The organism is Pseudomonas sp. H2_D02 (assembly GCF_054677635.1).
In genome coordinates, this window is the sequence record NZ_CP162816.1 from 1,263,062 (window position 1) to 1,288,805 (window position 25,744).

General features: G+C 61.4%; 20 protein-coding genes. 12 read left to right on the forward strand and 8 right to left on the reverse strand.

Annotated elements, in window-relative coordinates; genetic code table 11:
* Positions 1–9: 9 nt before the first annotated feature.
* Together AB4N42_RS05730 and AB4N42_RS05735 are read right to left on the reverse strand one after the other, a co-directional pair.
* Positions 10–717, reverse strand: a complete 708-nt coding sequence (locus AB4N42_RS05730; RefSeq protein ID WP_460115962.1) for a 3'-5' exonuclease — start codon at positions 715–717, stop codon at positions 10–12.
* The gene (locus tag AB4N42_RS05735; protein ID WP_460115963.1) at positions 714–2,654 is read right to left on the reverse strand and encodes a putative nucleotidyltransferase substrate binding domain-containing protein; all 1,941 of its coding nucleotides are present in this window, start codon (positions 2,652–2,654) and stop codon (positions 714–716) included. Before AB4N42_RS05735 ends, AB4N42_RS05730 begins: the two co-directional genes overlap by 4 nt.
* Positions 2,655–2,907: 253 nt before the next feature.
* Here AB4N42_RS05735 and AB4N42_RS05740 point away from each other — a divergent pair, with 253 nt between their 5' ends.
* Positions 2,908–3,354: a response regulator gene (locus tag AB4N42_RS05740; RefSeq protein WP_030139271.1), complete on the forward strand. Its 447-nt coding sequence runs from the start codon at positions 2,908–2,910 to the stop codon at positions 3,352–3,354.
* 225 nt (positions 3,355–3,579) lie between these two features.
* On the opposite strand, the gene AB4N42_RS05745 is transcribed toward AB4N42_RS05740, so the two are convergent.
* Positions 3,580–5,757: a malate synthase G gene (locus tag AB4N42_RS05745; RefSeq protein WP_460115964.1), complete on the reverse strand. Its 2,178-nt coding sequence runs from the start codon at positions 5,755–5,757 to the stop codon at positions 3,580–3,582.
* A 578-nt stretch (positions 5,758–6,335) separates the two neighbouring features.
* Between AB4N42_RS05745 and AB4N42_RS05750 the strand changes: the two genes are divergently transcribed.
* Positions 6,336–6,854, forward strand: coding sequence for a glycine cleavage system transcriptional repressor (locus AB4N42_RS05750; protein WP_030139269.1), 519 nt, complete (start codon positions 6,336–6,338; stop codon positions 6,852–6,854).
* Positions 6,855–7,070: 216 nt separating this feature from the next.
* Here AB4N42_RS05750 and rarD read toward each other — a convergent pair whose 3' ends face one another.
* The 5 genes from rarD to AB4N42_RS05775 all read right to left on the reverse strand — a co-directional run bounded on the left by rarD (position 7,071) and on the right by AB4N42_RS05775 (position 12,805).
* Entirely contained in the window at positions 7,071–7,958 is an 888-nt protein-coding gene (gene rarD, locus AB4N42_RS05755) for an EamA family transporter RarD (RefSeq protein ID WP_198797850.1), read from the reverse strand.
* A gap of 221 nt (positions 7,959–8,179) precedes the next feature.
* The gene (locus tag AB4N42_RS05760) at positions 8,180–9,154 is read right to left on the reverse strand and encodes a serine/threonine protein kinase (RefSeq protein ID WP_030139267.1); all 975 of its coding nucleotides are present in this window, start codon (positions 9,152–9,154) and stop codon (positions 8,180–8,182) included.
* A 117-nt stretch (positions 9,155–9,271) separates the two neighbouring features.
* Positions 9,272–11,173, reverse strand: coding sequence for a PhoX family protein (locus tag AB4N42_RS05765; RefSeq protein WP_030139266.1), 1,902 nt, complete (start codon positions 11,171–11,173; stop codon positions 9,272–9,274).
* 67 nt (positions 11,174–11,240) lie between these two features.
* The gene (locus tag AB4N42_RS05770; protein WP_431147293.1) at positions 11,241–12,005 is read right to left on the reverse strand and encodes a TOBE domain-containing protein; all 765 of its coding nucleotides are present in this window, start codon (positions 12,003–12,005) and stop codon (positions 11,241–11,243) included.
* A 59-nt stretch (positions 12,006–12,064) separates the two neighbouring features.
* Entirely contained in the window at positions 12,065–12,805 is a 741-nt protein-coding gene (locus tag AB4N42_RS05775) for a ComF family protein (protein ID WP_198797849.1), read from the reverse strand.
* A gap of 90 nt (positions 12,806–12,895) precedes the next feature.
* On the opposite strand from AB4N42_RS05775, the gene bioB reads away from it, so the two are divergent.
* From bioB to AB4N42_RS05825, 10 genes are all read left to right on the forward strand, one after another.
* Entirely contained in the window at positions 12,896–13,951 is a 1,056-nt protein-coding gene (gene bioB / locus AB4N42_RS05780; RefSeq protein ID WP_030139263.1) for a biotin synthase BioB, read from the forward strand.
* A gap of 162 nt (positions 13,952–14,113) precedes the next feature.
* Complete coding sequence (bioF, locus tag AB4N42_RS05785) at positions 14,114–15,292, forward strand: 8-amino-7-oxononanoate synthase (RefSeq protein WP_460115965.1); 1,179 nt, start codon at positions 14,114–14,116, stop codon at positions 15,290–15,292.
* Positions 15,285–16,016, forward strand: coding sequence for an alpha/beta fold hydrolase (locus AB4N42_RS05790; RefSeq protein WP_323154449.1), 732 nt, complete (start codon positions 15,285–15,287; stop codon positions 16,014–16,016). The genes bioF and AB4N42_RS05790 overlap by 8 nt, the downstream gene beginning before the upstream one ends.
* Complete coding sequence (bioC, locus tag AB4N42_RS05795; protein WP_460115966.1) at positions 16,009–16,818, forward strand: malonyl-ACP O-methyltransferase BioC; 810 nt, start codon at positions 16,009–16,011, stop codon at positions 16,816–16,818. Before AB4N42_RS05790 ends, bioC begins: the two co-directional genes overlap by 8 nt.
* Positions 16,815–17,495, forward strand: coding sequence for a dethiobiotin synthase (bioD, locus tag AB4N42_RS05800; protein WP_030139259.1), 681 nt, complete (start codon positions 16,815–16,817; stop codon positions 17,493–17,495). Before bioC ends, bioD begins: the two co-directional genes overlap by 4 nt.
* Before the next feature lie 119 nt (positions 17,496–17,614).
* Positions 17,615–17,911, forward strand: a complete 297-nt coding sequence (locus AB4N42_RS05805; protein WP_030139258.1) for a hypothetical protein — start codon at positions 17,615–17,617, stop codon at positions 17,909–17,911.
* Positions 17,912–18,187: 276 nt separating this feature from the next.
* Positions 18,188–19,993 carry a phenylacyl-CoA dehydrogenase gene (locus tag AB4N42_RS05810; RefSeq protein ID WP_030139257.1) on the forward strand — a complete coding sequence of 602 codons (1,806 nt, stop codon included), beginning with the start codon at positions 18,188–18,190 and terminating at the stop codon, positions 19,991–19,993.
* 225 nt (positions 19,994–20,218) lie between these two features.
* Positions 20,219–21,508 (forward strand): GGDEF domain-containing protein, encoded by a 1,290-nt coding sequence (locus tag AB4N42_RS05815; protein ID WP_030139256.1) that lies wholly within the window; start codon positions 20,219–20,221, stop codon positions 21,506–21,508.
* A 91-nt stretch (positions 21,509–21,599) separates the two neighbouring features.
* Entirely contained in the window at positions 21,600–23,396 is a 1,797-nt protein-coding gene (locus AB4N42_RS05820; protein WP_323154452.1) for an acyl-CoA dehydrogenase C-terminal domain-containing protein, read from the forward strand.
* Between the two features lie 269 nt (positions 23,397–23,665).
* The gene (locus AB4N42_RS05825) at positions 23,666–25,444 is read left to right on the forward strand and encodes an acyl-CoA dehydrogenase C-terminal domain-containing protein (protein WP_323154453.1); all 1,779 of its coding nucleotides are present in this window, start codon (positions 23,666–23,668) and stop codon (positions 25,442–25,444) included.
* The last annotated feature ends 300 nt before the right edge of the window (positions 25,445–25,744 follow it).

Genomic DNA, 25,744 nt, shown 5'->3' on the forward strand with positions numbered 1-25,744 from the left:
GGGCTTGGATTAAAGCGAAGGCGCCTGCTGCCGCCGTTTCCATTGCCCGAGGCGTTGTTGCAAGGCGAGGGGGCTGTGGATCTCCTGCTGGCGGGCGCGGCTGAACAGGATCAGCGCCAGCTCCGCCGTGGCCAAGGCGTCGGCGCTGGCGTTGTGGCGTTCGAAGACTTGCAGCTTGAACCAGTCGATCCATTCGTCCAGGCCGGACTTGCGCAGGTTGGCTTGCGGGCAAAGCATCGGCGCCAGGTCGGCCACGTCCAGGAAGGGATGCTGGAGTCGGTAGCCCAGGTAATCTTTCGTGGCGCGCCCGAGCATGTGGGAATCGAATGGCGCATGAAACGCCAGCAGCGGACTGTCGCCGACGAATTCCATGAACGCCAGCAGGGCTTCGGCCGGGTCGCTGCCAGCGGCGATGGCACTCGGCGCCAGGCCGTGGATCAGCACGCTTGGCCCGAGCTTCTGCTTGTCGCATTGCAAGGTCCGCTCGAATTGCTGGCTGAAGTCGATGGCACCGTCTTCGATCACCACGGCGCCGATGGACAACACCTGGTCTTTGTTCAGGTTAAGGCCGGTGGTTTCCAGGTCGACCACCACCCAACGCTGTTCCCGCAAGCTGCATTCAGCCAATGGGGCAGGGGCGGGCAGGTTGGCCAGGCGTTGCTGCAAGGCGTCGCCAAGCGTTGGCTGGACCGGGCGCAGCCAGGAAAACAGGCTCACAGTTGATACCTCAACGTCAGGCTGCTCTGCAGGCGTTGGGCCTGGCGCAGGGATTCGCGCAGGATCCGCCGGTCCAGATGATTGAGGCTGTCGGGGTCGACACGGTTGGAATAGGGCAGGTTTTCCCGGGTCTGCAATTGATGTTGCTGCATCCGGGTCTGCTGGATGAAATGATAGGCCTCTTCATAAGCCGCGCCGTCCAGCGGTTCGATGACTTCCTTGACGACCAGTTGCCGCAAGCGTTCGAGGGTGTTGTTGGCCTCGATGCCGTTGGCCAATGCCAGCAATCGAGCGCCGTCGACGAAAGGCGTCAGCCCTTGCACCTTCAGGTCGAGGGTGGCTTTTTCGCCGTTCTTGCGGCTGAGCACGAAATCCCGGAAGCGTCCAACGGGCGGGCGATGGCGAAGGGCATTCTCGGCCATCATGCGCTGGAACAAGCGGTTGTCGGCCACTTGATCGAGAATCTGCTGGCGCAGTTGCTCGCAGCCTTGCTCGTCGCCCCAGACCACTCGCAGATCGAAATAGATGCTCGAACCCAGCAGGTTCTCGGGCGTCGCTTCGCGAATGAAGGCCGCGAAGCGCCGTGCCCATTCAGCGCGGGACAGGCAGAGTTCGGGGTTGCCGGCCATGATGTTGCCTTTGCACAAGGTGAAGCCGCACAGCGCCAGGCTCTGGTTGATCTGCTGGGCGATGGGCAGCAGCAGGCCACGGATCTGCGCCGCGTGGGCGGCATCGCGGGCTTCGAAAAGAATGCCGTTGTCCTGGTCGGTGTGCAGGGTCTGCTCGCGGCGGCCTTCGCTGCCGAAACACAGCCAACTGAACGGCACGCCCGGGTCGCCTTTGTCGGCCAAGGTCAACTCGATGACCCGGCACACGGTGTGGTCGTTGAGCAAGGTGATGATGTGGGTGATCTGCGTTGACGACGCGCCGTGGGCCAGCATTCGCTCCACCAGTTGGCCGATCTCGCCGCGCAGCGTCACCAGGTTTTCCACCCGTGGGGCGTTGCGAATCGTCCGGGCCAGGTGCACCAGGTCGACGCGTTGCAGGGAAAACAGATCCCGCTCCGACACCACGCCACACAGGCGCTGGTCCTTGACCAGGCAGACATGGGCGATGTGGCGCTCGGTCATGGCGATGGCCGCGTCGAAGGCGCTGTGGTCCGGTGACAGGAAAAACGGCGCCTGGGTCATGTGCATTGCGATCGACTCGGAAAAATCCCCGCTGCCGTCGGCCACGACTTGCCGCAAGTCGCGCAGGGTAAATATCCCCATCGGCGCTTTATGTTCATTGACCACGACGATGCTGCCGACCTGTTGGTCGTGCATCAGCTTCACGGCCTCGCGCAGCGGCGTTTCAGGGCTGCAACTGACCGGGTGACGCATCGCCAGCTCACCCAGGCGCGTATTGAGGGAATATTGCGTGCCCAGGGTCTGTGCAGATTTCTGCTGCACTTGCTGGTTGACCTGGTCGAGCAGGCTGCTGACCCCTCGCAGGGCGAAATCGCGAAACGGGCCGGACAGGGCGAACAGCTTGATGAAGGCCAGCTTGTTCAACTGCAGGCAGAACGTATCTTCACCGGCCCGATGCTCGGTGCGGGTGGCTCGCTCGCCCAACAGCGCGGCGAGGGGAAAACATTCGCCCGTGGTGATTTCAAAAGTGGTCTCGGTGCCGCCCTTCGCTGAATGGGGACGTTCGCCCACCACGCGGCCTTGCTTGACGATATAGAAGTGCTCTACCGGACCGTCGGCCGGCTTGATGATCGTTTCGCCCGGCGCGTAGAAACGCAGCAGGCATTGCTCCACCAGATAGGCCAGGTGGGCGTTTTCCATTTGGTTGAACGGGGGGAAGCGTTGCAGGAACTGCAAAGTGCCCTGGATGTTCTGCAACACCGCGGTTTTCCCTGCCTGGATAAAGGCGTCCGCTTTTTTCATCACCATGGCGCAATCTTTTTCGATTTGTTGTGGTCGGATCTGTTCGCCATGGTCGGCCTCTGAACGTGGAGTGCCCATTGGACGTAAGTCTAGGTCGCCACTATCAGGCCGGAACTACAGAAATATCCTACGCTTCGCCTCGGAAAATTCTTCCTCGAATGCTCTTGGAAAAAAATCCGACGAAGTGCACATTGAAGCGCCGCAGAACGATGTCTGACCACTGTGCCAGGGGATCGATTCAAGGAACGTAGAGAGCATCATGTCCGACCACGATATTTTGAGTGACGCCGAGCGCGAGGCGCTGAGTGCCGTCATGCTGGAACCCGACCTGCCGCCGCAGCGTGTATTGATCGTCGATGACGACAAGGACGCCCGCGAGCTGCTGTCGGAGATCCTGGCATTGGACGGCATCCGCTGCATGACCGCGGCCAGTGGCGAAACCGCACTCAAGATGCTGGAGACCAAGCCGTCCATTGGCCTGCTTATCACCGACCTGCGCATGGGCAACGTCGATGGCCTGGAACTGGTGCGCCTGGTGCGTGAGTCGGAGCGTGCCGCGTTGCCGATCATCATCGTGTCGGGCGACGCCGATGTGAAGGACGCCATCGAAGCCATGCACCTGAGCGTGGTGGACTTTTTGCTCAAGCCGATCGACACCGAAAAGCTGCTGGGGTTGGTCAAGCATGAGTTGGGGATGGATCTTTAGCCCATCTTCTTCAATCGTGCCGAAGTGCTTTTGTGGCGAGGGAGCTTGCTCCCGCTGGGCTGCGAAGCAGACCCTTTTCCAGACCTGGGAATCTCCATTGAGCTATATTGCGGTCGCTGCGCAACCGAGCGGGAGCAAGCTCCCTCGCCACAAAGGCTGTCAGGTGTTGCAAATGAAAAAGCCCTGATCGAGAGATCAGGGCTTTTTTGCATCACTGTCGCTCAATCACAACCCATTGGCGGCCTTGAACTCGCGACGACGACGGTGCAGCACCGGCTCGGTATAGCCATTCGGCTGCTTGGTGCCTTCGACCACCAACTCGACCGCCGCCTGGAAGGCGATGTTGCTGTCGAAGTCCGGCGCCAGCGGGCGGTACAGCGGGTCGCTGGCGTTCTGGCGGTCGACCACCGGCGCCATGCGCTTGAGGCTTTCCATCACCTGATCTTGCGTGACGATGCCGTGGCGCAGCCAGTTGGCGATGTGCTGGCTGGAAATACGCAGCGTCGCCCGGTCTTCCATCAGGCCGATATCGTTGATGTCCGGCACTTTGGAACAGCCGACGCCCTGGTCGATCCAACGTACCACGTAGCCGAGGATGCCCTGGGCGTTGTTGTCCAGTTCGTTCTTGATCTGCTCCGGCGTCCAGCTCGGGTTGACGGCCAGTGGGATGGTCAGGATGTCGTCCACCGAAGCGCGGGCGCGCTTGGCCAGTTCGGCCTGGCGGGCGAACACGTCGACCTTGTGGTAATGCAGCGCGTGCAACGCGGCGGCAGTCGGCGACGGCACCCATGCGGTATTGGCGCCGGCCATTGGGTGAGCGATTTTCTGTTCGAGCATCGCCGCCATCAGGTCGGGCATCGCCCACATGCCCTTGCCGATTTGCGCGCGACCTTGCAGGCCGGTGCTCAAGCCGATGTCGACGTTCCAGTTTTCATACGCGCCGATCCACTTCTCGGCCTTCATGTCGGCCTTGCGCACCATCGGGCCGGCTTCCATGGAGGTGTGGATTTCATCGCCGGTGCGGTCGAGGAAACCGGTATTGATGAACACCACGCGCTCGCTGGCTGCCTTGATGCAGGCCTTGAGGTTGACCGTGGTACGGCGCTCCTCGTCCATGATCCCGACCTTGAGGGTGTTGCGCGGCAGGTTCAGCACGTCCTCGACGCGACCGAACAGCTCGTTGGTGAACGCGGCTTCTTCCGGGCCGTGCATCTTCGGCTTGACGATGTACACCGAGCCGGTGCGGCTGTTGCGGCGCGAGGTGTTGCCGTTGAGGCTGTGGATCGCCGCCAGGCTGGTGACCAGGCCGTCGAGGATACCTTCCGGCACTTCGTTGCCGTCCTTGTCCAGGATCGCGTCGATGGTCATCAGGTGGCCAACGTTGCGCACGAACAGCAGTGAGCGGCCGTGCAGGGTCACGCTCGAACCGTCTGCGGCGGTGTAGACGCGGTCCGGGTTCATGGTCCGGGTGAAGGTCTGGCCGCCCTTGGCGACTTGTTCCGCCAGGTCGCCCTTCATCAGGCCCAGCCAGTTGCGATAGATCACCACTTTGTCATCTGCATCGACGGCGGCGACCGAGTCTTCGCAGTCCATGATGGTGGTCAGCGCCGCTTCCATCAGGATGTCTTTGACGCCGGCGGCATCGGTCTGGCCGACCGGGGTGCTGGCGTCGATCTGGATTTCGAAGTGCAGGCCGTTGTGTTTCAGCAGCACCGCGGTCGGTGCCGAGGCATCGCCCTGGAAGCCGATCAGTTGGGCATCAACGCGCAGGCCGCTGTTGCTGCCGCCCTTGAGGGTGACCACCAGTTTGCCGTCGACGATTTTGTAGGCGGTGGAGTCAACGTGGGAGCCGGCGGCCAGCGGGGCTGCTTCGTCGAGGAAGGCACGGGCGAAGGCGATGACCTTGTCACCGCGGACCTTGTTGTAGCCTTTGCCTTTTTCCGCGCCATCGGCCTCGCTGATGGCATCGGTGCCGTACAGCGCGTCATACAGCGAACCCCAGCGGGCGTTCGAGGCGTTGAGGGCGAAGCGGGCGTTCATCACCGGCACCACCAGTTGCGGGCCGGCCATGCGGGCGATTTCGTCATCGACGTTTTGGGTCGTGGCCTGGAAGTCCGCCGCTTCTGGCAGCAGGTATCCAATGTCTTGCAGGAAGGCTTTGTAAGCCACGGCGTCGTGGGCCTGGCCGGCACGTGCCTGGTGCCAGGCGTCGATCCGCGCCTGGAAATCGTCGCGTTTGGCGAGTAGGGCTTTGTTCTTCGGAGCCAGGTCATGAATGACCTTGTCGGCGCCGGCCCAGAATGCGTCGGCGGTGAGGCCGGTTCCGGGAATGGCTTCGTTATTCACGAAGTCGAACAGGACTTTGGCGACCTGCAGGCCACCGACTTGAACGTGTTCAGTCATTGCTTGCCTCACTCTGCTCAGCTATTTCGCTTTTCAGCTCTTCGATTTTGACAATGAAGCCTCGGACATTTAAACCACAAACCCCTGAACCAGTACATGCCATCGCTGGCGGCTGGGTGATCAAGCCTTGCTGACGGGGCTTTACAGGGATGCGACCGGCCTGGGCAGACATCGGTGGAACATCTCGCAGTACGATTATGTAGTGCGCGCTGCGGCATACTACATGATCAATTGCGCATGTGAAAATTAGACTAATTGCGTCGTTCTGCGACCGACTAAAGCAGTACAGTCACAGCGCGGAACGGGATGTTCTCAAAAAACAGATGGATTGTTCCAGATAAATATTAAAACCTGTACACGATTTATAGGCGGGCTCTGAAGTGCACACACAACTGTGGCGAGGGGATTTATCCCCGCTGGGTTGCGAAGCAGCCCCATCGCATATCGACCCAATCCGTATGGCACGCCGAGGTATAAGGATTAAGGGCCGCTTCGCGCCCCAGCGGGGATAAATCCCCTCGCCACAGGATTTGTGCGCCCTGCCTATACTCTTTCTTCCCCAACAAGAGGACTGCGCCATGGACCACCTCGTCATCACTGTTTTCGCCCCGGACAAACCCGGGCAGGTCGAGCGCATCGCCGATTGCATCGCCGCGCATGGTGGTAACTGGCTGGAAAGCCGCATGTCGCACTTGGCCGGGCAATTCGCCGGGATCCTGCGCCTCAGCGCTCCGGCCGAGGCCCATGAAGAATTGATCGAAGCCTTGCAGGGATTGTCGGTCCACGGCATTCGCGTGTTGATCGCGGAAAGCGCCGTTGAAGAGTCCTGCACCTGGAAACCCATTGCCATGGAGCTGGTGGGCAATGATCGTCCTGGCATCGTGCGGGACATCACCCGCTTGTTGAGCGAGCAGGGCGTCAATGTCGAGCGTCTGGTGACCCACGTCCGGCCGGCGCCCATGAGCAGTGAGTTGCTGTTTCATGCCGAGGCGATTCTCGGGGTGCCCCTGACCCTGTCGCTGGAAACACTGCAGGAACGCCTGGAGACCTTGGCCGATGAGTTGATGGTTGAGCTGAAACTCAGCGACGAAGCCTGACAAGGTTATCCAAGGAAAAACTGCGCCTGCCTGTGGATAACCTGTAGAGACCCGGCCCCAGCCCAAGCCCGCCGGGGCTCAGCGGTCGATGATCAAAAAACCACCAGTTTTCAAGGGCTTGTGCACAAACGGCGGGGATCACGCTGTGGATAACCTTGGGAAGGAAACGCGCAGGCCACGCCGGACGTGGCCTGTAGAAGGTTGTGCGTTTTTTGATCAGTTGCGCCGACGCATGCTGATCACGGCATCGATGCTGTACACCGCCAGTCCGGCCCAGATAAAGATGAACGCCACCAACGTGCTGGACGACAGATGCTCACCGAACAGCAGCACTGCGAGCAGGAGCACGAGCGTCGGGGCGATGTACTGCAAGAAACCCAGCGTGGTGTAAGGCAAATGCCGCGCAGCGGCGTTGAAGCACACCAGTGGGACCAGCGTCACCGGGCCGGCCGCCACCAGCCACCAGGCTTCGGAGGTGGTCCAGAACGCGGCTTGGGCGCTGGTGGCCGATGGATTGAACAGCAACCAGGCGATGGCGATCGGCACCAGCATCCAGGTTTCCACCACCAGCCCGGGCAAGGCCTTGACCGGCGCCTGCTTGCGGATCAATCCGTAGAAGCCAAACGTCAGCGCCAGTGCCAGCGACACCCACGGCAGGCTGCCCACTTGCCAGACCTGCTGGGCCACGCCGACTGCCGCCAACCCCACCGCCAGCCACTGCATGCGGCGCAGGCGCTCGCCGAGGATCAGCATGCCCAGCAATACGTTGATCAGCGGATTGATGTAGTAGCCCAGGCTGGCTTCGAGCATCCTCCCGTTGTTTACCGCCCAGACGTAGGTCAGCCAGTTGGCCGCGATCAACGTGCCGCTCAAGGCCAGGATCGCCAGGCGACGCGGATTGTCCCGCAACTCGCGCCACCAGCCTGGGTGTTTCCAGACCATCAGTAACGCCGCACCGAACAGGGCGGACCACAGCACCCGGTGGATAATGATTTCCACCGACGGCACGCTGGCGATGGCTTTGAAATAGATCGGGAACAGACCCCAGATGATGTAGGCACTCAGGCCCAGGATGTACCCGCGACGCGGGTTGGCGGCTTGCATGCAGAATCCTTGCTTAGGCAGCTAACAAAGGAGTGATTGTAAGGAGATTTGTCTGGTTGTGCTGTGAACCTTTGTGAGCGTTCCACTGCGAACCCTGTGTGGGAGCGGGCTTGCTCGCGAAGGCGGCTGCACATTCAACATCCATGCAAGCTGATCCACCGCTTTCGCGAGCAAGCCCGCTCCCACAGGGGATTCGCAGTGACTGGTGGAACCCAATCCAATCAAAAAAGCTTCAACGGCTCTTCATTGAGCGCCGCCAATTGCTCGCGCAACGCCAATATCTGGTCGCCCCAGTAACGCTCACTGCCAAACCACGGGAAACTCCGCGGAAACGCCGGGTCGTCCCAGCGGCGGGCCAGCCAGGCGCTGTAATGCATCAGGCGCAGGGCTCGCAGAGGTTCGATCAGTGCCAATTCCCGCGGATCGAAATCATGGAATTCCTGGTAACCGTCCATCAACTCCGACAGCTGCCCCAGGCATTCCTGGCGATCCCCTGCAAGCATCATCCACAGATCCTGCACCGCCGGCCCCATGCGGCAATCGTCCAGGTCGACGATGTGGAACACCTCGTCGCGGCACATCATGTTGCCGGGATGGCAGTCGCCGTGCATGCGGATGTTCTGGTGGGGCGTGGCGGCGTAGGCATCCTCGACGCGCTTGAGCAAGTCCCTGGCAACCGATTCGTAGGCCGGCAGCAGGCTACGAGGGACGAAGCCGCTTTGCAGCACAGTGTCCAGCGAGTCGTGGCCGAAATTCTTCACGCCCAGCGCTTCACGGTGTTCGAACGGACGGGTCGCGCCGATCGCGTGCAGGCGCCCGAGCAACTGGCCCAGGCGATAAAGCTGATCGAGATTGCCTGGCTCCGGCGCGCGGCCGCCGCGGCGGGGAAACAGGGTGAAACGAAACCCGGCATGTTCGTGCAGGCTGGCGCCGTTATGGATCAACGGCGCCACCACCGGCACTTCACGGTCGGCCAGTTCGAAGGTGAATTGGTGTTCTTCCAGAATGGCTTCGTTGGTCCAGCGCTGGGGGCGATAGAACTTGGCGATCAGCGGCTCGGCGTCTTCGATGCCGACCTGATAGACGCGGTTTTCGTAACTGTTGAGGGCCAGCACGCGGGCGTCGCTGAGAAAGCCGATGCTTTCAACGGCATCGAGCACCAGGTCGGGCGTGAGGGTTTCGAACGGATGGGACATGCTGACTCCTGCGCAGCGGCAGGGCTGCCGCGTCCGGCCCAGCATGGTAGCGCAAAGCAGTCGGGATTGATCGTTGAGACTTTGTGGCGAGGGAGCAAGCTCCCTCGCCACAAAGTGTCAGGCGCCGATGACGCCGCCGTCTTCGCGGGTAATCACCATCACCGAAGACCGCGGCTTGCCATTGGGCAGGTGCTCGGGGAAGGTCGAACCGCCGTTTTCACCCGGGTGCTGAATGCCCACGAAAAGGGCCTTCTGGTCCGGTGCAAAACTGATCCCGGTCACTTCACAGCCCACCGGCCCGACCATGAAGCGGCGGATTTCGCCACTGTCGGGGTCGGCGCAGAGCATCTGGTTGTTGCCCATGCCGGCGAAGTCCCCGGCGTTGCTGGAGTCGCCGTCGGTGAGGATCCATAGCCGGCCGGCCTTGTCGAAGCCCAGGCCGTCGGGGCTATTGAACATGTTCTGTGCAGTGACGTTGGACGACCCGGCTTTCGGGGTGCCGGCATGTACCGTCGGGTTGCCCGCGACCACGAACAGGTCCCACTCGAAGGTGTTGGAGGCGTGGTCGTCGCGGTCGGTGCGCCAGCGCAGGATCTGCCCGTAGACGTTCTTGGCCCGTGGGTTTGGCCCGTCCACCGGTTGGCCGTCTTCGCCGCGCTTGGCGTTGTTGGTCAGGGTGCAATAGACCTGGCCGTCTTTCGGGCTGACCACGATCCACTCAGGGCGGTCCATGCGAGTCGCGCCCACGGCACTGCCGGCCAGGCGCGCGTGGATCAGCACCTCGGCCTGGCCATTGAAGCCCTTGCTGGCGTCGAGGCCGTTCTTGCCGTGGCTCAGCTCGATCCACTGGCCCTTGCCTTTCGGATGGTCCGGGTTGCCATCGCCGGCGTCGAAGCGCGCCACGTACAGGGTGCCATGGTCCAGCAAGTCGCGGTTGGCCTTGGCGTTGCGGTGGTCGATGCGATCCCGGCTGACGAATTTGTAGATGAATTCGCCGCGTTCGTCGTCGCCCATGTACACCACGGCGCGACCGTCATGGGTTTGTGCGAGGGCGGCGTTTTCGTGTTTGAAACGGCCCAGGGCCGTGCGTTTCACCGGAGTGGATTTTGGGTCGAATGGATCGATTTCCACCACCCAGCCATGGCGATTGAGTTCGTTGGGGTTCTTCGCCAGGTCGAAGCGCGGGTCATGCGGGTGCCAGTTGATCTCGCGGCTGGTGACGGTGGCGCCGTAGCGCTTTTGCGCGTCATCGAATTTCAGGTCGGCCTTGCTGCTGCCGAAGCAGTCGGTGAAGTTTTCTTCACAGGTCAGGTAAGTGCCCCACGGCGTCATGCCATTGGCGCAGTTCTGGAAGGTGCCCAGCACTTTCTTGCCGCTTTTGTCGGCACTGGTTTTCACCCAGTCGTGACCGGCAGCCGGGCCGCTCAGGCGAATCGGCGTGTTGCCATGGATCCGGCGGTTGTAGCGAGAATCCTGGACGAACTGCCATTGACCGCGACGACGTTCGATCTCGATCACCGACACGCCTTCGCAGGCCTGGGCCTTGTGCACCTCTTCGGCCGACTGCGGCTGACCGCCATGGGGGAAGAGATAGCGATAATTGGTGTATTCGTTGTTGATTGCCATCAACGCACGGTTTTCGTCCCCTGGCATTGGGAACAGGCTCATGCCGTCGTTGTTGTCGCCAAATTGCACTTCCTGCGCGCGGGCGGTGCCGTTGCCGCTGGGGTCGAATGCCGGTGCGTTTTTTTGCAGTGGCTGGCCCCAACTGATCAACACCGAGGCTTTGTAGCCTGGCGGCAGCGTAATGGTGTCTGTCGTCGCGGCGGCGATGCCGTCGAAGCCCAGCATGCGTTTGTTGCCTTCGCTCACGGCGGCGGCCATGACGCTGCGGCTCAGCAGGTTGCCGCCCAGGAACATCGCTGCACCGCATAGGGCGCCGGCACCAATGAAGCGGCGACGGCTCAAGCCGACGATGTTTTCCAGGTCGGTGGATTGGTTATCTTCTAATAGGCTCATCATCAGGCTCCCTGCTGGTTTTGGCAGTCACCTTAAAGCGGGTCGATGAAGCTTTTGTTTCAGCGGCCTACAACGGCGTGCCCAGCAACACATTCGACGGCGAAAAACACACTTGCACCGGTGAGCCGGCGTCAAGGTTTCGCTCTCTGAGCAGCGACGGATGAGCCAGGGCACACAAGGTCTGGCCATTGGGCAGGCCGATGCGCACCTCGCTGGGGCCGTTTTCGGCGGCGGCGATGTCTTCGATTACCCCGCGCAGCGTATTGGTCCCCGGATGCTCTGGCTGATCAGCGGGGTACAGTTCCAGCCAACCGGCCTTGATCAAGGCGACCACTTCGGTACCGGTTTCCAGTTCCAGGCGCAGCGTGCTGTCGTGGGTGATCTGCGTGTCGATGACCAGGCCGCGAGCCAGCTCCACGCACACCCGGTCGTTGTGACCTTGGGCGTCGATGCCGAGGACTTTGCCATGCAACTGGTTCCGGGCACTGGTGCGCAGCATCAGTCGGCTGAGCAGCCCCAGGTCCCCTGCGTCCTCGCTCGCTTCCAGAAGTTGCGCCTGCAAGGTTTGCAAGCGCTGATAGAGGCGCAGGACACGTTGGCCTTCCTCCGACAGTTTTGCGCCACCACCGCCCTTGCCACCCACGCTGCGTACGACCAGCGGTTGGTCCGCCAGGTTGTTCAGTTCGTCAATCGCGTCCCATGCGGCCTTATAGCTCAGGCCCGCGCTCTTGGCGGCGCGGGTGATCGAGCCCTGTTCGGCGATGTGCTGCAACAGGGCGATGCGCTGTGGTCGGCGGACGATGTGCTGGGTCAGGAGCGTAGGCAATGACATGACGAAAAACTGCGCGCAGGGATTTGATGCCCGGACGTTGGCGCCTCGGCGGCGGCGCGTCAAGCGGGGTCGCCGGGTTTTGGCGTGCGGGCCAGGCAATACACATCGACCCGGGCGGCGCCAGCATCGAGTAACAGGCGTGCTAGCGTCTGGGCCGTGGCACCCGTGGTGAGCACATCGTCCACCAGGGCCAAGTGGCGGTTCATCAATAAAGCGTCAGGTGCCAGGGCAAAGGCTTGGCGAAGATTGCGACGTCGCGCCCGGGCATCAAGGGCCTGTTGCGCAGGGGTGTCCTGGACGCGCAGCAGCAGATTCTCGTCGCAAGGAATCTGCAACGGCTCGCTGAGCCAGCGGGCCAGCAGCGCCGCCTGGTTGAAACCGCGCTGCCGGAGGCGTCGAGCCGCCAGTGGCACCGGCACCAACGCGTCGGGACGCTCCAGCCCTTCATCAAAATGATGTTGGATCGACTGCGCCAACAGTTCGCCGAGTAAGCGCCCAAGCGGCCACTTCGCCTGATGCTTGAAGCGGGTGACCAGCGTGTCCACCGGGAAGTCATAGATCCACGGCGCCACGACCCGTTCGAAAGCCGGCGGTCGCGTGGCGCATTGTCCGCAGCGGAGCCCTGACATGGGCAGCGGAAGCGCGCAGACATTGCATTGATAGCCAAGCCAGGGCAACTCGCTTTCACAAGGCGTGCAGATTGGCTGCGGTGTGTCCGTGGGTTCGCCGCATAACAGACAGGATTGTTTGTTTTTTAACCAGATGTAAACCGGCCATTTGTATCGAGGTTGACAGCGCATGACACTTCCTTAAATATGCCGAACATCCGTGTCGCGCCTGTGGGTATTGAGTGTCCCAGGCGCCAGCCAAGCATAATCAAGGAAATGCCCATGAGCGCCAGCACCACTGCCAACCTGCGTCATGACTGGTCTTTGGCCGAAGTCAAAGCACTCTTCGTCCAGCCATTCAACGACCTGCTTTTCCAGGCGCAGACCGTGCACCGCGCGCACTTCGACGCCAACCGCGTCCAGGTTTCCACGCTGCTGTCGATCAAGACCGGCGCTTGCCCGGAAGATTGCAAATATTGTCCACAGTCCGGCCACTACAACACCGGGCTGGAAAAAGAGAAATTGCTGGAAGTGCAGAAGGTCCTCGAAGAGGCGGCTCGGGCCAAGGCCATCGGTTCGACCCGATTCTGCATGGGCGCGGCGTGGAAGCACCCGTCGGCCAAGGACATGCCTTACGTGCTGGAGATGGTCAAGGGTGTGAAGGCCATGGGCCTGGAGACCTGCATGACCCTGGGCCGCCTCGACCAGGAACAGACCGAAGCGCTGGCCCAGGCCGGCCTGGATTACTACAACCACAACCTCGATACCTCGCCGGAGTTCTACGGCAGCATCATCACCACCCGCACCTACAGCGAGCGCCTGCAGACCCTGGCCTACGTGCGTGATTCTGGGATGAAGATCTGCTCCGGTGGCATCCTCGGCATGGGCGAATCCCTGGACGACCGCGCCAACCTGCTGATCCAACTGGCAAACCTGCCGGAGCACCCGGAGTCGGTGCCGATCAACATGCTGGTGAAAGTCGCGGGCACGCCGCTGGAGAATGCCGAGGATGTCGATCCGTTCGATTTCATCCGCATGCTGGCCGTGGCGCGGATCCTCATGCCGACATCCCACGTGCGCTTGTCCGCCGGCCGCGAAGCGATGAACGAGCAAATGCAGGCCCTGGCGTTTTTCGCCGGCGCGAACTCGATCTTCTACGGCGACAAGCTGCTGACCACCGCCAACCCGCAGGCTGACAAGGACATGCAACTGTTCGCGCGCCTGGGCATCCAGCCGGAAGCCCGTGAAGAACATGCCGATGAAGTGCACCAGGCGGCCATTGAACAGGCGCTGGTGGAGCAGAAGAGCAGCGAGCAGTTCTATAACGCCGCTGTTTGATCACGCACCGATTCCCTGATTGGAATGCAAGACCCTGTGGGAGCGAGCTTGCTCGCGATGGCGATGGAACATTCAACATTTATGTCGACTGGCTCACCGCTATCGCGAGCAAGCTCGCTCCCACAAGGGGCTTTGGCCAGTCTTTAAACAGTTGAGGCCAGCATGCCCTTCGATCTCGCCGCACGCCTGGCTGCCCGTCGTGCTGAAAATCTCTATCGCCAGCGCCCGCTGCTCGAAAGCCCCCAGGGTCCGGAAGTGGTGGTCGACGGCCAGCCGCTGTTGGCGTTCTGCAACAACGATTACCTGGGCCTGGCCAATCACCCGCAAGTCATCGAGGCCTGGCGCGAAGGTGCCGCGCGTTGGGGCGTCGGCGGCGGGGCCTCTCATCTGGTAATCGGCCACAGCGGGCCGCATCACGCCTTGGAAGAAGCATTGGCCGAGCTGACCGGCCGCCCACGGGCGTTGCTTTTCACCACCGGCTACATGGCCAATCTCGGCGCGGTCACGGCGTTGATCGGGCAGGGCGACACCGTGCTGGAGGATCGCCTCAACCACGCTTCATTGATCGATGGCGGTTTGTTGTCCGGCGCGCGTTTCAACCGTTATCTGCACAACGATGCCCGGAGCCTGGCCCAGCGCCTGGAAAAAGCGGTTGGTAACACCTTGGTGGTCACCGATGGGGTATTCAGCATGGACGGCGACGTCGCCGACTTGCCGGCCCTCGCCCATGAAGCCAAGGCCAAGGGCGCCTGGCTGATGGTGGATGATGCCCACGGCTTCGGCACGCTGGGCACCAGCGGCGGCGGTGTCGTCGAACATTTCGGTCTGAGCCAGGAAGACGTCCCCGTGCTGGTCGGCACGCTGGGCAAGGCTTTTGGCACCGCTGGCGCCTTTGTGGCGGGCAGTGAGGAACTCATCGAAAGCCTCGTCCAGTTCGCGCGTCCCTACATCTACACCACGAGCCAGCCACCGGCTTTGGCCTGCGCCACGCTCAAGAGCCTTGAACTGCTGCGCAGCGAAGATTGGCGGCGTGAGCATTTGCAGCGACTGATTCGCCAGTTCCGCCAGGGCGCCGAGCAGATTGGTTTGCAATTGATGGACAGTTTCACGCCGATCCAGCCCATCCTGATCGGAGATGCCGGGCGGGCGATGCAACTGTCACGGATGCTGCGTGAACGGGGGCTGATGGTGACCGCGATCCGTCCACCGACCGTCCCCGCCGGCAGTGCTCGCCTGCGTGTGACCCTGACCGCCGCCCACAGCGAAGCCCAGGTGCAACTATTGTTAGAGGCACTGGCGGAGTGTTTTGTCCAACTGGGACCGGAGCCGAGTCATGCGTGATCGACTGATATTGCTGCCTGGTTGGGGCCTGGGCGTTTCGCCTCTCGAACCGTTGGCCGCTGCGCTGCAGGGGCTCGATGAGCACTTGCAGGTGGAAATCGAGCCCTTGCCGGCGCTGGCTTCGAGCAATCTGGCGGACTGGCTCGATGAGTTGGACGCGACGTTGCCTCAGGATGCCTGGCTCGGAGGCTGGTCCCTGGGTGGCATGTTGGCCTCGGAACTGGCGGCGCGTCGGGGCGAGCGCTGCTGTGGCTTGCTGACGTTGGCCAGCAATGTGTCTTTCGTGGCTCATGATCAATGGCCGAGCGCGATGGCCGGCGAGACCTTCGATGGGTTTCTTGCCGGGTGTGCTGCGGATCCGCGCCAGACGCTCAAACGCTTCAGTTTGCTGTGTGCCCAAGGTTGCGGCGACCCACGGGGGTTGTCGCGATTGTTGCTGGGCGGCGCTCCGAATACAGCGCCTGAAGTGCTGATGGCCGGGCTCGAGTTGTTGACGCTGCTCGACACTCGTGTGGCATTGCAGGGGTTTCGCGGCCCGCAATTGCATTTGTTTGCCGGGCTCGATGCCTTGGTGCCAGCCGAAGCGGCGGGCGAGTTGTTGGCGCTGTTGCCGGATGTCGAAATCGGCCTGATTGAACAGGCCGGCCACGCATTTCTTCTGGAAGACCCCCACGGCGTGGCGGGGGCGATCCAGGCTTTCTTGCATGAGTCCGGTGATGACTGATTTGTCTGTGAAGCTACTTGGCGCCTTGCCCGATAAACGTCAGGTCGCGGCCTCGTTTTCCCGGGCGGCGGCCAGCTATGACAGCGTCGCTGAACTGCAGCGTGACGTGGGGCAACAATTGCTCGGGCGACTGCCTTCGTCGCTTGATCCGCAGCGCTGGATGGACCTGGGCTGTGGCACCGGTTATTTCACCCGGGCCTTGGGTGCTCGTTTCGGCGAGGAGACCGGCTTCGCGCTGGATATTGCCGAGGGCATGCTCAACCATGCTCGACCAAGAGGCGGGGCCGCGCATTTCATCGCCGGTGATGCTGAGCGGCTGCCTTTGCAGGCGGCGAGCTGTGATTTGGTTTTCTCCAGTCTCGCGGTGCAATGGTGCGCCGATTTTGCCTCGGTGCTGAGCGAGGCCCATCGCGTATTGAAGCCGGGCGGCGTGTTTGCCTTTACCAGCCTTTGTGTCGGCACGCTGTACGAATTGCGTGACAGTTGGCGTCAGGTGGATGGCTGGGTGCACGTCAACCGTTTCCGTGATTTCGAGACTTATCAACAGTTATGCGCAAGCAGCGGATTGAATGTCCTCCGCCTGGAAAATCAGCCCCACGTATTGCACTACCCGGATGTACGTAGCCTGACCCACGAATTGAAAGCATTGGGCGCTCATAATCTGAACCCGGGCCGACCCGGAGGATTGACGGGCAGGGCGCGAATCCTCGCGCTGGTCGAAGCCTACGAGCAGTTCCGCCAGGCCCAGGGCCTGCCCGCGACCTATCAGGTGGTCTACGCCGTGTTGGAGAAACCGCTATGAGCCAGGCTTATTTCATCACCGGCACCGATACCGATGTGGGCAAGACCACCGTTGCGGCGGGCCTGCTGCACGCGGCGCGACAAGCCGGCATGAGTACGGCTGCCGGCAAACCGGTGGCCTCCGGCTGCGACGTGACGCCCAAGGGCCTGCGCAATGCCGACGCCTTGGCGTTGCTGGCCGAGTGCTCGGTGCCGCTGACTTATGCACAGGTCAATCCGGTGGCATTCGAACCGGCCATTGCACCGCACCTGGCCGCCCGGGAAGCCGGTGTGGCGTTGACGGTGCAGTCGCTGCTGGGGCCGATGCGCGAAGTGCTGGCGCTGGACGCCGACTTCACCTTGATCGAAGGCGCGGGCGGTTGGCGCGTGCCGCTGGCCGGCCAGGACAATCTTTCCGACTTGGCGATAGCGCTGGGGCTGCCGGTGATCCTGGTGGTGGGCGTGCGCCTGGGGTGTATCAGCCATGCGTTGTTGACGGCCGAGGCTATTGCCCGTGACGGTTTGCAATTGGCCGGTTGGGTGGCAAATATCATCGACCCGGCCACCTCGCGCCTCGAAGAAAACCTGGCGACCCTGGCCGAACGCCTGCCGGCGCCTTGCCTGGGCCGGGTGGCGCGGATCCAGAGCGTGACGGCTAAAGCGGTAGCCGAGCACCTGCAATTGGATTTGCTGGACTGAGAACCCGCCAAGGTTTTGCCTATGACGAGGCACTGTGCCATTAGTGTTTTTGTCGGGTGTTTTTCCAGGGCTTCTGTTTCAATGCCGGTGTCGACCCCTTCAAGTAGACGAGCCCTGCCATGGAAATCTCAGGAAACACCGCGTTCTATGCCGGTCTGAGCACGATTCAGACAGGGCAGAACCGTGTCGATCAGGCCTCCAGCCAGATCGCCAACAATACAATCGAGCGTTCGGTCACCAGCCAGTCGTCCGAAGTCCAGGTCGATCGCCTGCGTTCGGTGGATCGCAGCCAGCAATCGGATGTGGCCAGCAACATGGTCGAAATGGCCCAAGGCAAGTTTCAAGTACAGCTGGGCGTGAATGTCGCCAAGGCTTCCGATGAGATGCTTGGTACGTTGATTGATACTTTCGCTTGATACAAGCACCTGAGATTTATGAGAACGCCGCGATTATTCGCGGCGTTCTTGTCTCTGGTGTCTTATTGCTCGACTAATCTTTTTTTGCAGGCATCGCTGATTTTTCAACGCGATGGTTTTTCTGTGTCCGATATTTTCCAGGGGTCGATGACGAACGGCGAAGGATCGACGCTTGACAAGGTTTGGGCGTAAACGTATGTTTCAAACACCTGTTTGACCGCTACAACAATTCGCCGCGGTCGTTCATCCCCGGTTACATCAGCAGAGGTTATCGCTATGCCTGACTACAAGGCCCCCTTGCGTGATATTCGCTTCGTTCGTGACGAACTGCTCGGCTACGAAGCGCATTATCAGAGCCTTCCGGCTTGCCAGGACGCAACTCCGGACATGGTTGACGCCATTCTCGAAGAAGGCGCCAAGTTTTGTGAGCAGGTGTTGGCGCCGCTGAACCGCGTGGGTGACATCGAAGGTTGCACCTGGAGCGAGTCCGGCGTGAAAACCCCGACCGGCTTCAAGGAAGCCTACAAGCAGTTCGTCGAAGGCGGCTGGCCAAGCCTGGCCCACGATGTCGAGCATGGCGGTCAAGGCTTGCCGGAGTCCCTGGGCCTGGCAGTCAGCGAGATGGTCGGCGAAGCCAACTGGTCGTGGGGCATGTACCCGGGCCTGTCCCATGGTGCGATGAACACCATTTCCGAACACGGTACGCCCGAGCAGCAAGAGGCTTACCTGACCAAGCTGGTGTCCGGCGAATGGACCGGCACCATGTGCCTGACCGAACCGCACTGCGGCACCGACCTGGGCATGCTGCGCACCAAGGCCGAGCCTCAGGCCGATGGTTCGTACAAAGTGACCGGCACCAAGATCTTCATTTCGGCCGGCGAACACGACATGGCCGACAACATCGTCCACATCGTGCTGGCACGCTTGCCGGATGCACCTGCGGGCACCAAGGGCATCTCGCTGTTCATCGTGCCGAAATTCCTGCCTAACGCCGATGGCACCGTCGGCCAGCGCAATGCCGTGAGCTGCGGCTCCCTGGAACACAAGATGGGCATCCACGGCAACGCCACCTGCGTGATGAACTTCGACGCGGCCACCGGTTTCCTGATCGGCCCGGCGAACAAAGGCCTGAACTGCATGTTCACCTTTATGAACACCGCACGCCTGGGCACCGCGCTGCAAGGCCTGGCCCACGCCGAGATCGGCTTCCAGGGCGGCCTGAAATACGCCCGTGATCGCCTGCAGATGCGTTCCCTGACTGGCCCGAAAGCGCCGGACAAGGCCGCTGACCCGATCATCGTCCACCCTGACGTTCGTCGCATGCTGCTGACCATGAAAGCCTTCGCCGAGGGCAACCGAGCGATGGTCTACTTCACCGCCAAGCAGGTCGATATCGTCAAGTATGGCGTGGACGAAGAAGAGAAGAAGAAAGCCGACGCGCTGCTGGCGTTCATGACGCCAATCGCCAAGGCCTTCATGACCGAAGTCGGCTTCGAATCGGCCAACCACGGCGTGCAGATCTACGGTGGTCACGGTTTCATCGCCGAGTGGGGCATGGAGCAGAACGTGCGCGACAGCCGTATCTCGATGCTGTACGAAGGCACTACCGGCATCCAGGCGCTCGACCTGCTGGGTCGTAAAGTGCTGATGACCCAGGGCGAAGCGCTCAAGGGCTTCACCAAGATCGTCCACAAGTTCTGCCAGGGCAACGAAGGCAACGAAGCGGTCAAGGAGTTCGTCGAACCCCTGGCTGCGTTGAACAAGGAATGGGGCGAGTTGACCATGAAGGTCGGCATGGCCGCCATGAAGGATCGCGAAGAAGTCGGCGCGGCCTCGGTGGATTACCTGATGTATTCCGGTTACGCCTGCCTGGCTTATTTCTGGGCCGACATGGCGCGCCTGGCGGCGGAGAAACTCGCAGCCGGCACCAGCGAAGAAGCCTTCTACACCGCCAAGCTGCAGACCGCGCGCTTCTACTTCCAGCGCATCCTGCCGCGCACCCGCACTCACGTTGCGGCCATGTTGTCGGGCGCTAACAACCTGATGGACATGAAAGAAGAAGACTTCGCACTGGGCTACTAAGCTTTAGGTTGTTCTTCACAAAAGCCGCTGCTTCTTCGGGAGCAGCGGCTTTTTCATGGTCACCACAATTTCCTTGTGGGCATCAAGTGTGATTCTGAAACAATATTCATCCAACCCAACCCTAAGAAAACTTCCCCACCTGCCGTTACAGCGATGGCAGTGTGACATCGGTCACACCTCGCGTGCACAATGCCATCTTTGATCAGCCGGGTCGGAGCTTTACCCTTGCCGCGTTCTTCCGCTGTACGTCTGAGCCATTTCCTACCGTCACTGCTGCTGTTGTTGTCGGGGCTTGCGGCTGCCTACGTCAAGGATCTCAACGTCTTCTTCACCTCCCTGTTCAATGTGCTGCCTACATTGGTGCTGCTTCTGGGAGGCGCGTATTGCGCCGTCTACCGCCGTCAGCGCGAGCTGTTTCTGATGGTCACGGTGTACATCGCCTACTTCCTGCTGGATACCCAGACCGATTTTTACCGCGATAACGGCAAGGTGCGTGAAGACGCGGCGGTGGTCTTCCATCTCGTCTGCCTGCTGCTGCCGCTGTTGTTCGGGCTGTTCGCCGCGTGGCAGGAGCGCACCCATCTGTTCCAGGACATGGTGGCCCGGTTCGCGGTGTTGCTGGTCTTCGGCAGCGTGGCCCTGGCGCTGGAGCAAAGTTTCCCCCAGCCGTTGTTGTTGTGGCTTTCGGAGATCCGCTGGCCCGCGTTGCACGGCGCCTGGATGAGCCTGATCCAATTGTCCTACCCAATGTTCGCGGCTGCGTTCCTGCTGCTGGCCTGGCAATACTGGCGCAACCCCCGGCCGCTGCACGCGGCGCAATTGGTGGGCTTGCTTGGCTTGTTCTGGATGCTGCCGAAAACCTTCATCCTGCCGTTCACCCTGAACATCATGTGCAGCCAAGTGATGTTGATGATCGCCGCCGCGGTTGCCCACGAGGCTTATCAAATGGCCTTCCGCGACGAACTCACCGGCCTGCCGGGACGTCGGGCGCTGAACGAACGCATGCAGCGCCTGGGGCGCAATTACGTGCTCGCAATGAGCGACGTCGACCATTTCAAGAAATTCAACGATACCCACGGCCACGACGTCGGCGACCAGGTGCTGCGCCTGGTGGCCAGCAAGCTGTCGAAGATCGGCGGTGGCGGTAGGGCGTATCGCTACGGCGGCGAGGAATTCGCCTTGGTGTTCGCAGGCAAGACCATTGATGAGTGCATGCCCCATCTGGAAGTCATCCGCCAATCCATCGAGACGTACGCGATTCAACTGCGCAATCCCGACAGCCGCCCCCAGGACGATCAACAAGGGCGGCAGCGTCGCGCCGGCGCTGGCGCCTCCAGCGTATCGGTGACCGTCAGCATCGGCGTGGCCGAGCGCATCGAGCAGCGTACGCCCGAAGAAGTGCTCAAATCGGCAGACCAGGCGCTCTATAACGCCAAGGGCGCGGGTCGAAACTGTGTGATCGCCTTCGGCCAGAATCGTCGCGGCGCGGTGCGCATGGAAGCCGCCGCGGGTTGAGTGATGATGGCGCATTCAGCGTCTGGACTGTGATTGTGAGGCTTGATGGCCGGCAGTAGGTTGGAACGATCTGCTACCGGAGAAAACCACCATGCCCGAGTACAAAGCCCCCCTGCGTGACATGCGCTTTCTGATCGACCACGTCTTCGATTTCCATGGCCGCTATGCCGAACTGGGTGCCAGCGATGCCAGTCCGGATATGGTCAGCGCCATCCTCGAGGAAGGCGCCCGGTTCTGCGAGCACGTGCTGGCGCCACTCAATCGCCCAGGTGACGAAGAGGGCTGCCATTTCGACAATGGCGTGGTGACTACGCCTACAGGTTTCAAGCAGGCTTTCGCACAGTATGTGGAAGGCGGCTGGCACGGCCTGGCGGCGGATCCGGCGTATGGTGGCCAGGGCCTGCCCAGTTCCCTGGGGTTGGTCATCAGCGAAATGATCGGGTCGAGCAATACGTCCTGGGGCATGTATCCCGGCCTGACCCACGGGGCCATGTCGGCCATCCACGCCCACGGCACCGAGGAGCAGAAGCAGACCTATCTCAGCAAACTCACCGCCGGCCAGTGGACCGGCACCATGTGCCTGACCGAAGCCCACTGCGGCACCGACCTTGGGATCATCAAGACCCGCGCCGTGCCTCAGGCTGACGGCAGTTACGCAGTGACTGGCAGCAAGATCTTCATCAGCGCCGGCGAGCACGACATGAGCGACAACATCATTCACCTGGTGCTCGCCAAGCTGCCGGATGCGCCGGCCGGCACCAAGGGCATCTCGCTGTTCATCGTGCCGAAGTTCCTGCCGGACGCCACGGGCGAGGCCGGGGAACGCAATGGCGTTTCCTGCGGGTCGATCGAGCACAAGATGGGCATCAAGGCCTCGGCCACCTGCGTGCTGAATTTTGACGGCGCCAAGGGTTTCCTGATCGGCGAGGCGAACAAGGGACTCAATTGCATGTTCACCATGATGAACCACGCCCGCCTCGGCACTGGCATGCAGGGCCTGTGTTTGGGCGAGGCGAGTTTCCAGGGCGCGATCAAGTACGCCAACGATCGCCTGCAGATGCGTTCGCTGACTGGCCCCAAGGCACCGGAAAAAGTCGCTGACCCGATCATCGTCCATCCCGACGTGCGTCGAATGCTGTTGACGATGAAAGCCTTCAACGAAGGCAACCGGGCGTTGACGTATTTCACTGCGCAATTGCTCGACACCGCGCACCTGAGCAGCGACGAAACCGCCCGCCAGGAGGCCGAAGACTTGTTGGCTTTTCTCACGCCAATCTGCAAAGCCTTCATGACCGATACCGGACTGGAGGTGACCAACCACGGCATGCAGGTGTTTGGCGGCCACGGTTTTATCCGCGAATGGGGCATGGAGCAACTGGTGCGCGACTGTCGGATCGCGCCGATCTATGAGGGCACCAATGGCATCCAGGCCCTGGACCTGCTGGGGCGCAAGGTCCTGGGCAGTCAGGGCAAGTTACTGCGCGGCTTCACCAGGATCGTCCACAAGTTCTGCGCCGCCAATGCCGGGCATCCGCAGCTCGACGGATACGTTGCGCAGCTCGATGGCCTCAACCGGCAGTGGGGCGAACTGACGACCCAGGTTGGCATGGCGGCCATGAAAAACCCCGATGAGGTAGGGGCTGCCTCGGTGGATTACCTGATGTACAGCGGCTACATCATCCTGGCCTATCTGTGGCTGCGGATGGCGTTGGTGGCCCAGGCACAGCTCGACAGTGGCGACGGCGATGGAGATTTTTGCCGGGCCAAGCTGGCGACCTGTGAGTTTTATTTCAAGCGCCTGCTGCCGCGCACGACCGCTCATCGGGCCGCCGTCGAGGCTGGGAGTGAATGCCTGATGAAGTTGCCGGCGGAATTGTTTGCGCTTTGATGGGCTGAGACATTCTCCGTGGCGAGGGAGCTTGCTCCCGCGTGACCGGGCTGGCGCTCCAGTGCGTAGCGCTCAAAAGAGGGCTGCTGCGCACCCCAGCGGGAGCAAGCTCCCTCGCCACGGTAAAACATCAACTTTTGACCGTGACTAAAGATAACAAAACAGTCATGGGTTGACCCTATGTGTCGCAAAAGTTGTTGGGGTACACTCTGGCCCATTGCGAAACCGCTTTCCTACGAACCAATTGTTTAGATCTTGCGAGGTTTGCCATGGCTGACTACAAAGCGCCCCTGCGCGATATGCGCTTCGTCCTCAATGAAGTGTTCGAGGTCGCAAAACTCTGGGCCCAACTGCCGGCGCTGGCCGAGACCGTGGATGCTGAAACTGTCGAAGCGATTCTGGAGGAAGCCGGAAAGGTCACCAGTAAAAGCGTCGCCCCCCTCAGTCGTGCAGCTGACGAAGCAGGTTGTCACTGGTCGGACGGCGCTGTCACCACGCCGGCAGGTTTCCCACAGGCCTACAAGACTTACGCCGAAGGCGGTTGGGTCGGCGTTGGCGGTGATCCGGCTTATGGCGGCATGGGCATGCCCAAGGCCGTTTCGGCCCAGGTCGAGGAAATGGTCAACTCGGCCAGCCTGTCCTTCGGCCTGTATCCGATGCTGACCGCCGGGGCTTGCCTGTCGATCAACGCCCATGCAAGCGAGGAATTGAAAGCGGCGTATCTGCCGAACATGTACGCCGGTATCTGGGCCGGTTCCATGTGCCTGACCGAGCCTCACGCCGGTACCGACCTGGGGATCATCCGCACCAAGGCGGAGCCCCAGGCTGACGGTTCCTACAAGGTCAGTGGTACGAAGATTTTCATCACCGGCGGCGAACACGACCTCACCGAAAACATCATCCACCTGGTGTTGGCGAAACTCCCGGACGCTCCGGCTGGGCCGAAAGGCATCTCGCTGTTCCTGGTGCCGAAATTCATGGTCAATGCCGACGGCAGCCTGGGCGCGCGGAACGCGGCCAACTGCGGGTCGATCGAACACAAAATGGGTATCCAGGCGTCCGCCACGTGTGTGATGAACTTCGACGAGGCCGTGGGTTATCTGGTAGGCGAGCCGAACAAAGGCCTGGCGGCGATGTTCACCATGATGAACTACGAGCGCCTGGGCGTCGGTATCCAGGGCCTGGCCACCGGCGAGCGCTCCTACCAGAACGCCATCGAATACGCCCGTGACCGCCTGCAAAGCCGCTCGCCAACTGGCGCGCAGAACAAGGACAAGGTCGCCGACCCGATCATCGTCCACCCGGACGTGCGTCGCATGCTGCTGACCATGAAAGCCTCGAACGAGGGTGGCCGCGCATTTTCCACCTACGTCGCGATGCAACTGGATACCGCGAAGTTCAGCGAAGACCCCGCCACGCGCAAGCGTGCGGAAGATCTGGTCGCGCTGTTGACCCCCGTCGCCAAGGCCTTCCTCACCGACCTGGGTCTGGAAACCACCGTTCACGGCCAGCAGATCTTTGGCGGTCACGGCTACATTCGCGAATGGGGCCAGGAGCAACTGGTGCGCGACGTGCGCATCACACAAATCTACGAAGGCACCAACGGTATCCAGGCGCTGGATCTGGTGGGACGCAAGATCGTCGGCAGTGGCGGGGCGTTCTATAAATTGTTCGCCGATGAGATTCGCCATTTCACCGCCACGGCAAGCAGCGAGTTGTCGGAGTTCACCAAGCCGTTGAACGATGCCGTCGGCACGCTGGACGAACTGACCGAATGGTTGCTGGACCGGGCGAAAAGCAATCCGAACGAAATCGGCGCGGCGTCGGTGGAATACCTCCAGGCATTTGGCTACACCGCATACGCCTACATGTGGGCGCTCATGGCCAGGGCGGCCCTGGGCAAGGAAAACCAGGATGAGTTCTATGCCAGCAAGCTGGGCACGGCGCGATTCTACTTCGCCCGCCTGTTGCCGCGGATCCATTCCCTGAGCGCTTCGGTGAAGGCCGGCAGTGAGTCGTTGTTCCTGCTGGAACCCGGCCAATTCTGAAACATGCCGTCATGTAAGCAAATGCTTACATGACGTGCTGGCGATTTCCCTCTATCGTCCGATTGGATCCAGGGCTAATCTAGCTTCCATGGACGTAGCGCAGGACGCGCAAAAGTAACAACACGGACACGTAGGATTCTGCCAGGAAGGCGGAGTGAAATGGATGTCAGGGAAACAGTCTGCAAAGCCCCGCTTCGGCGGGGTTTTCTTTTGTCCGCGTTTTTTATCGGCGGACGCTTTCGAGGCCTCCCGCGAGCAATTACTGAACCCCGACGAGCGGGCAGGTGTCCATGGCTATGG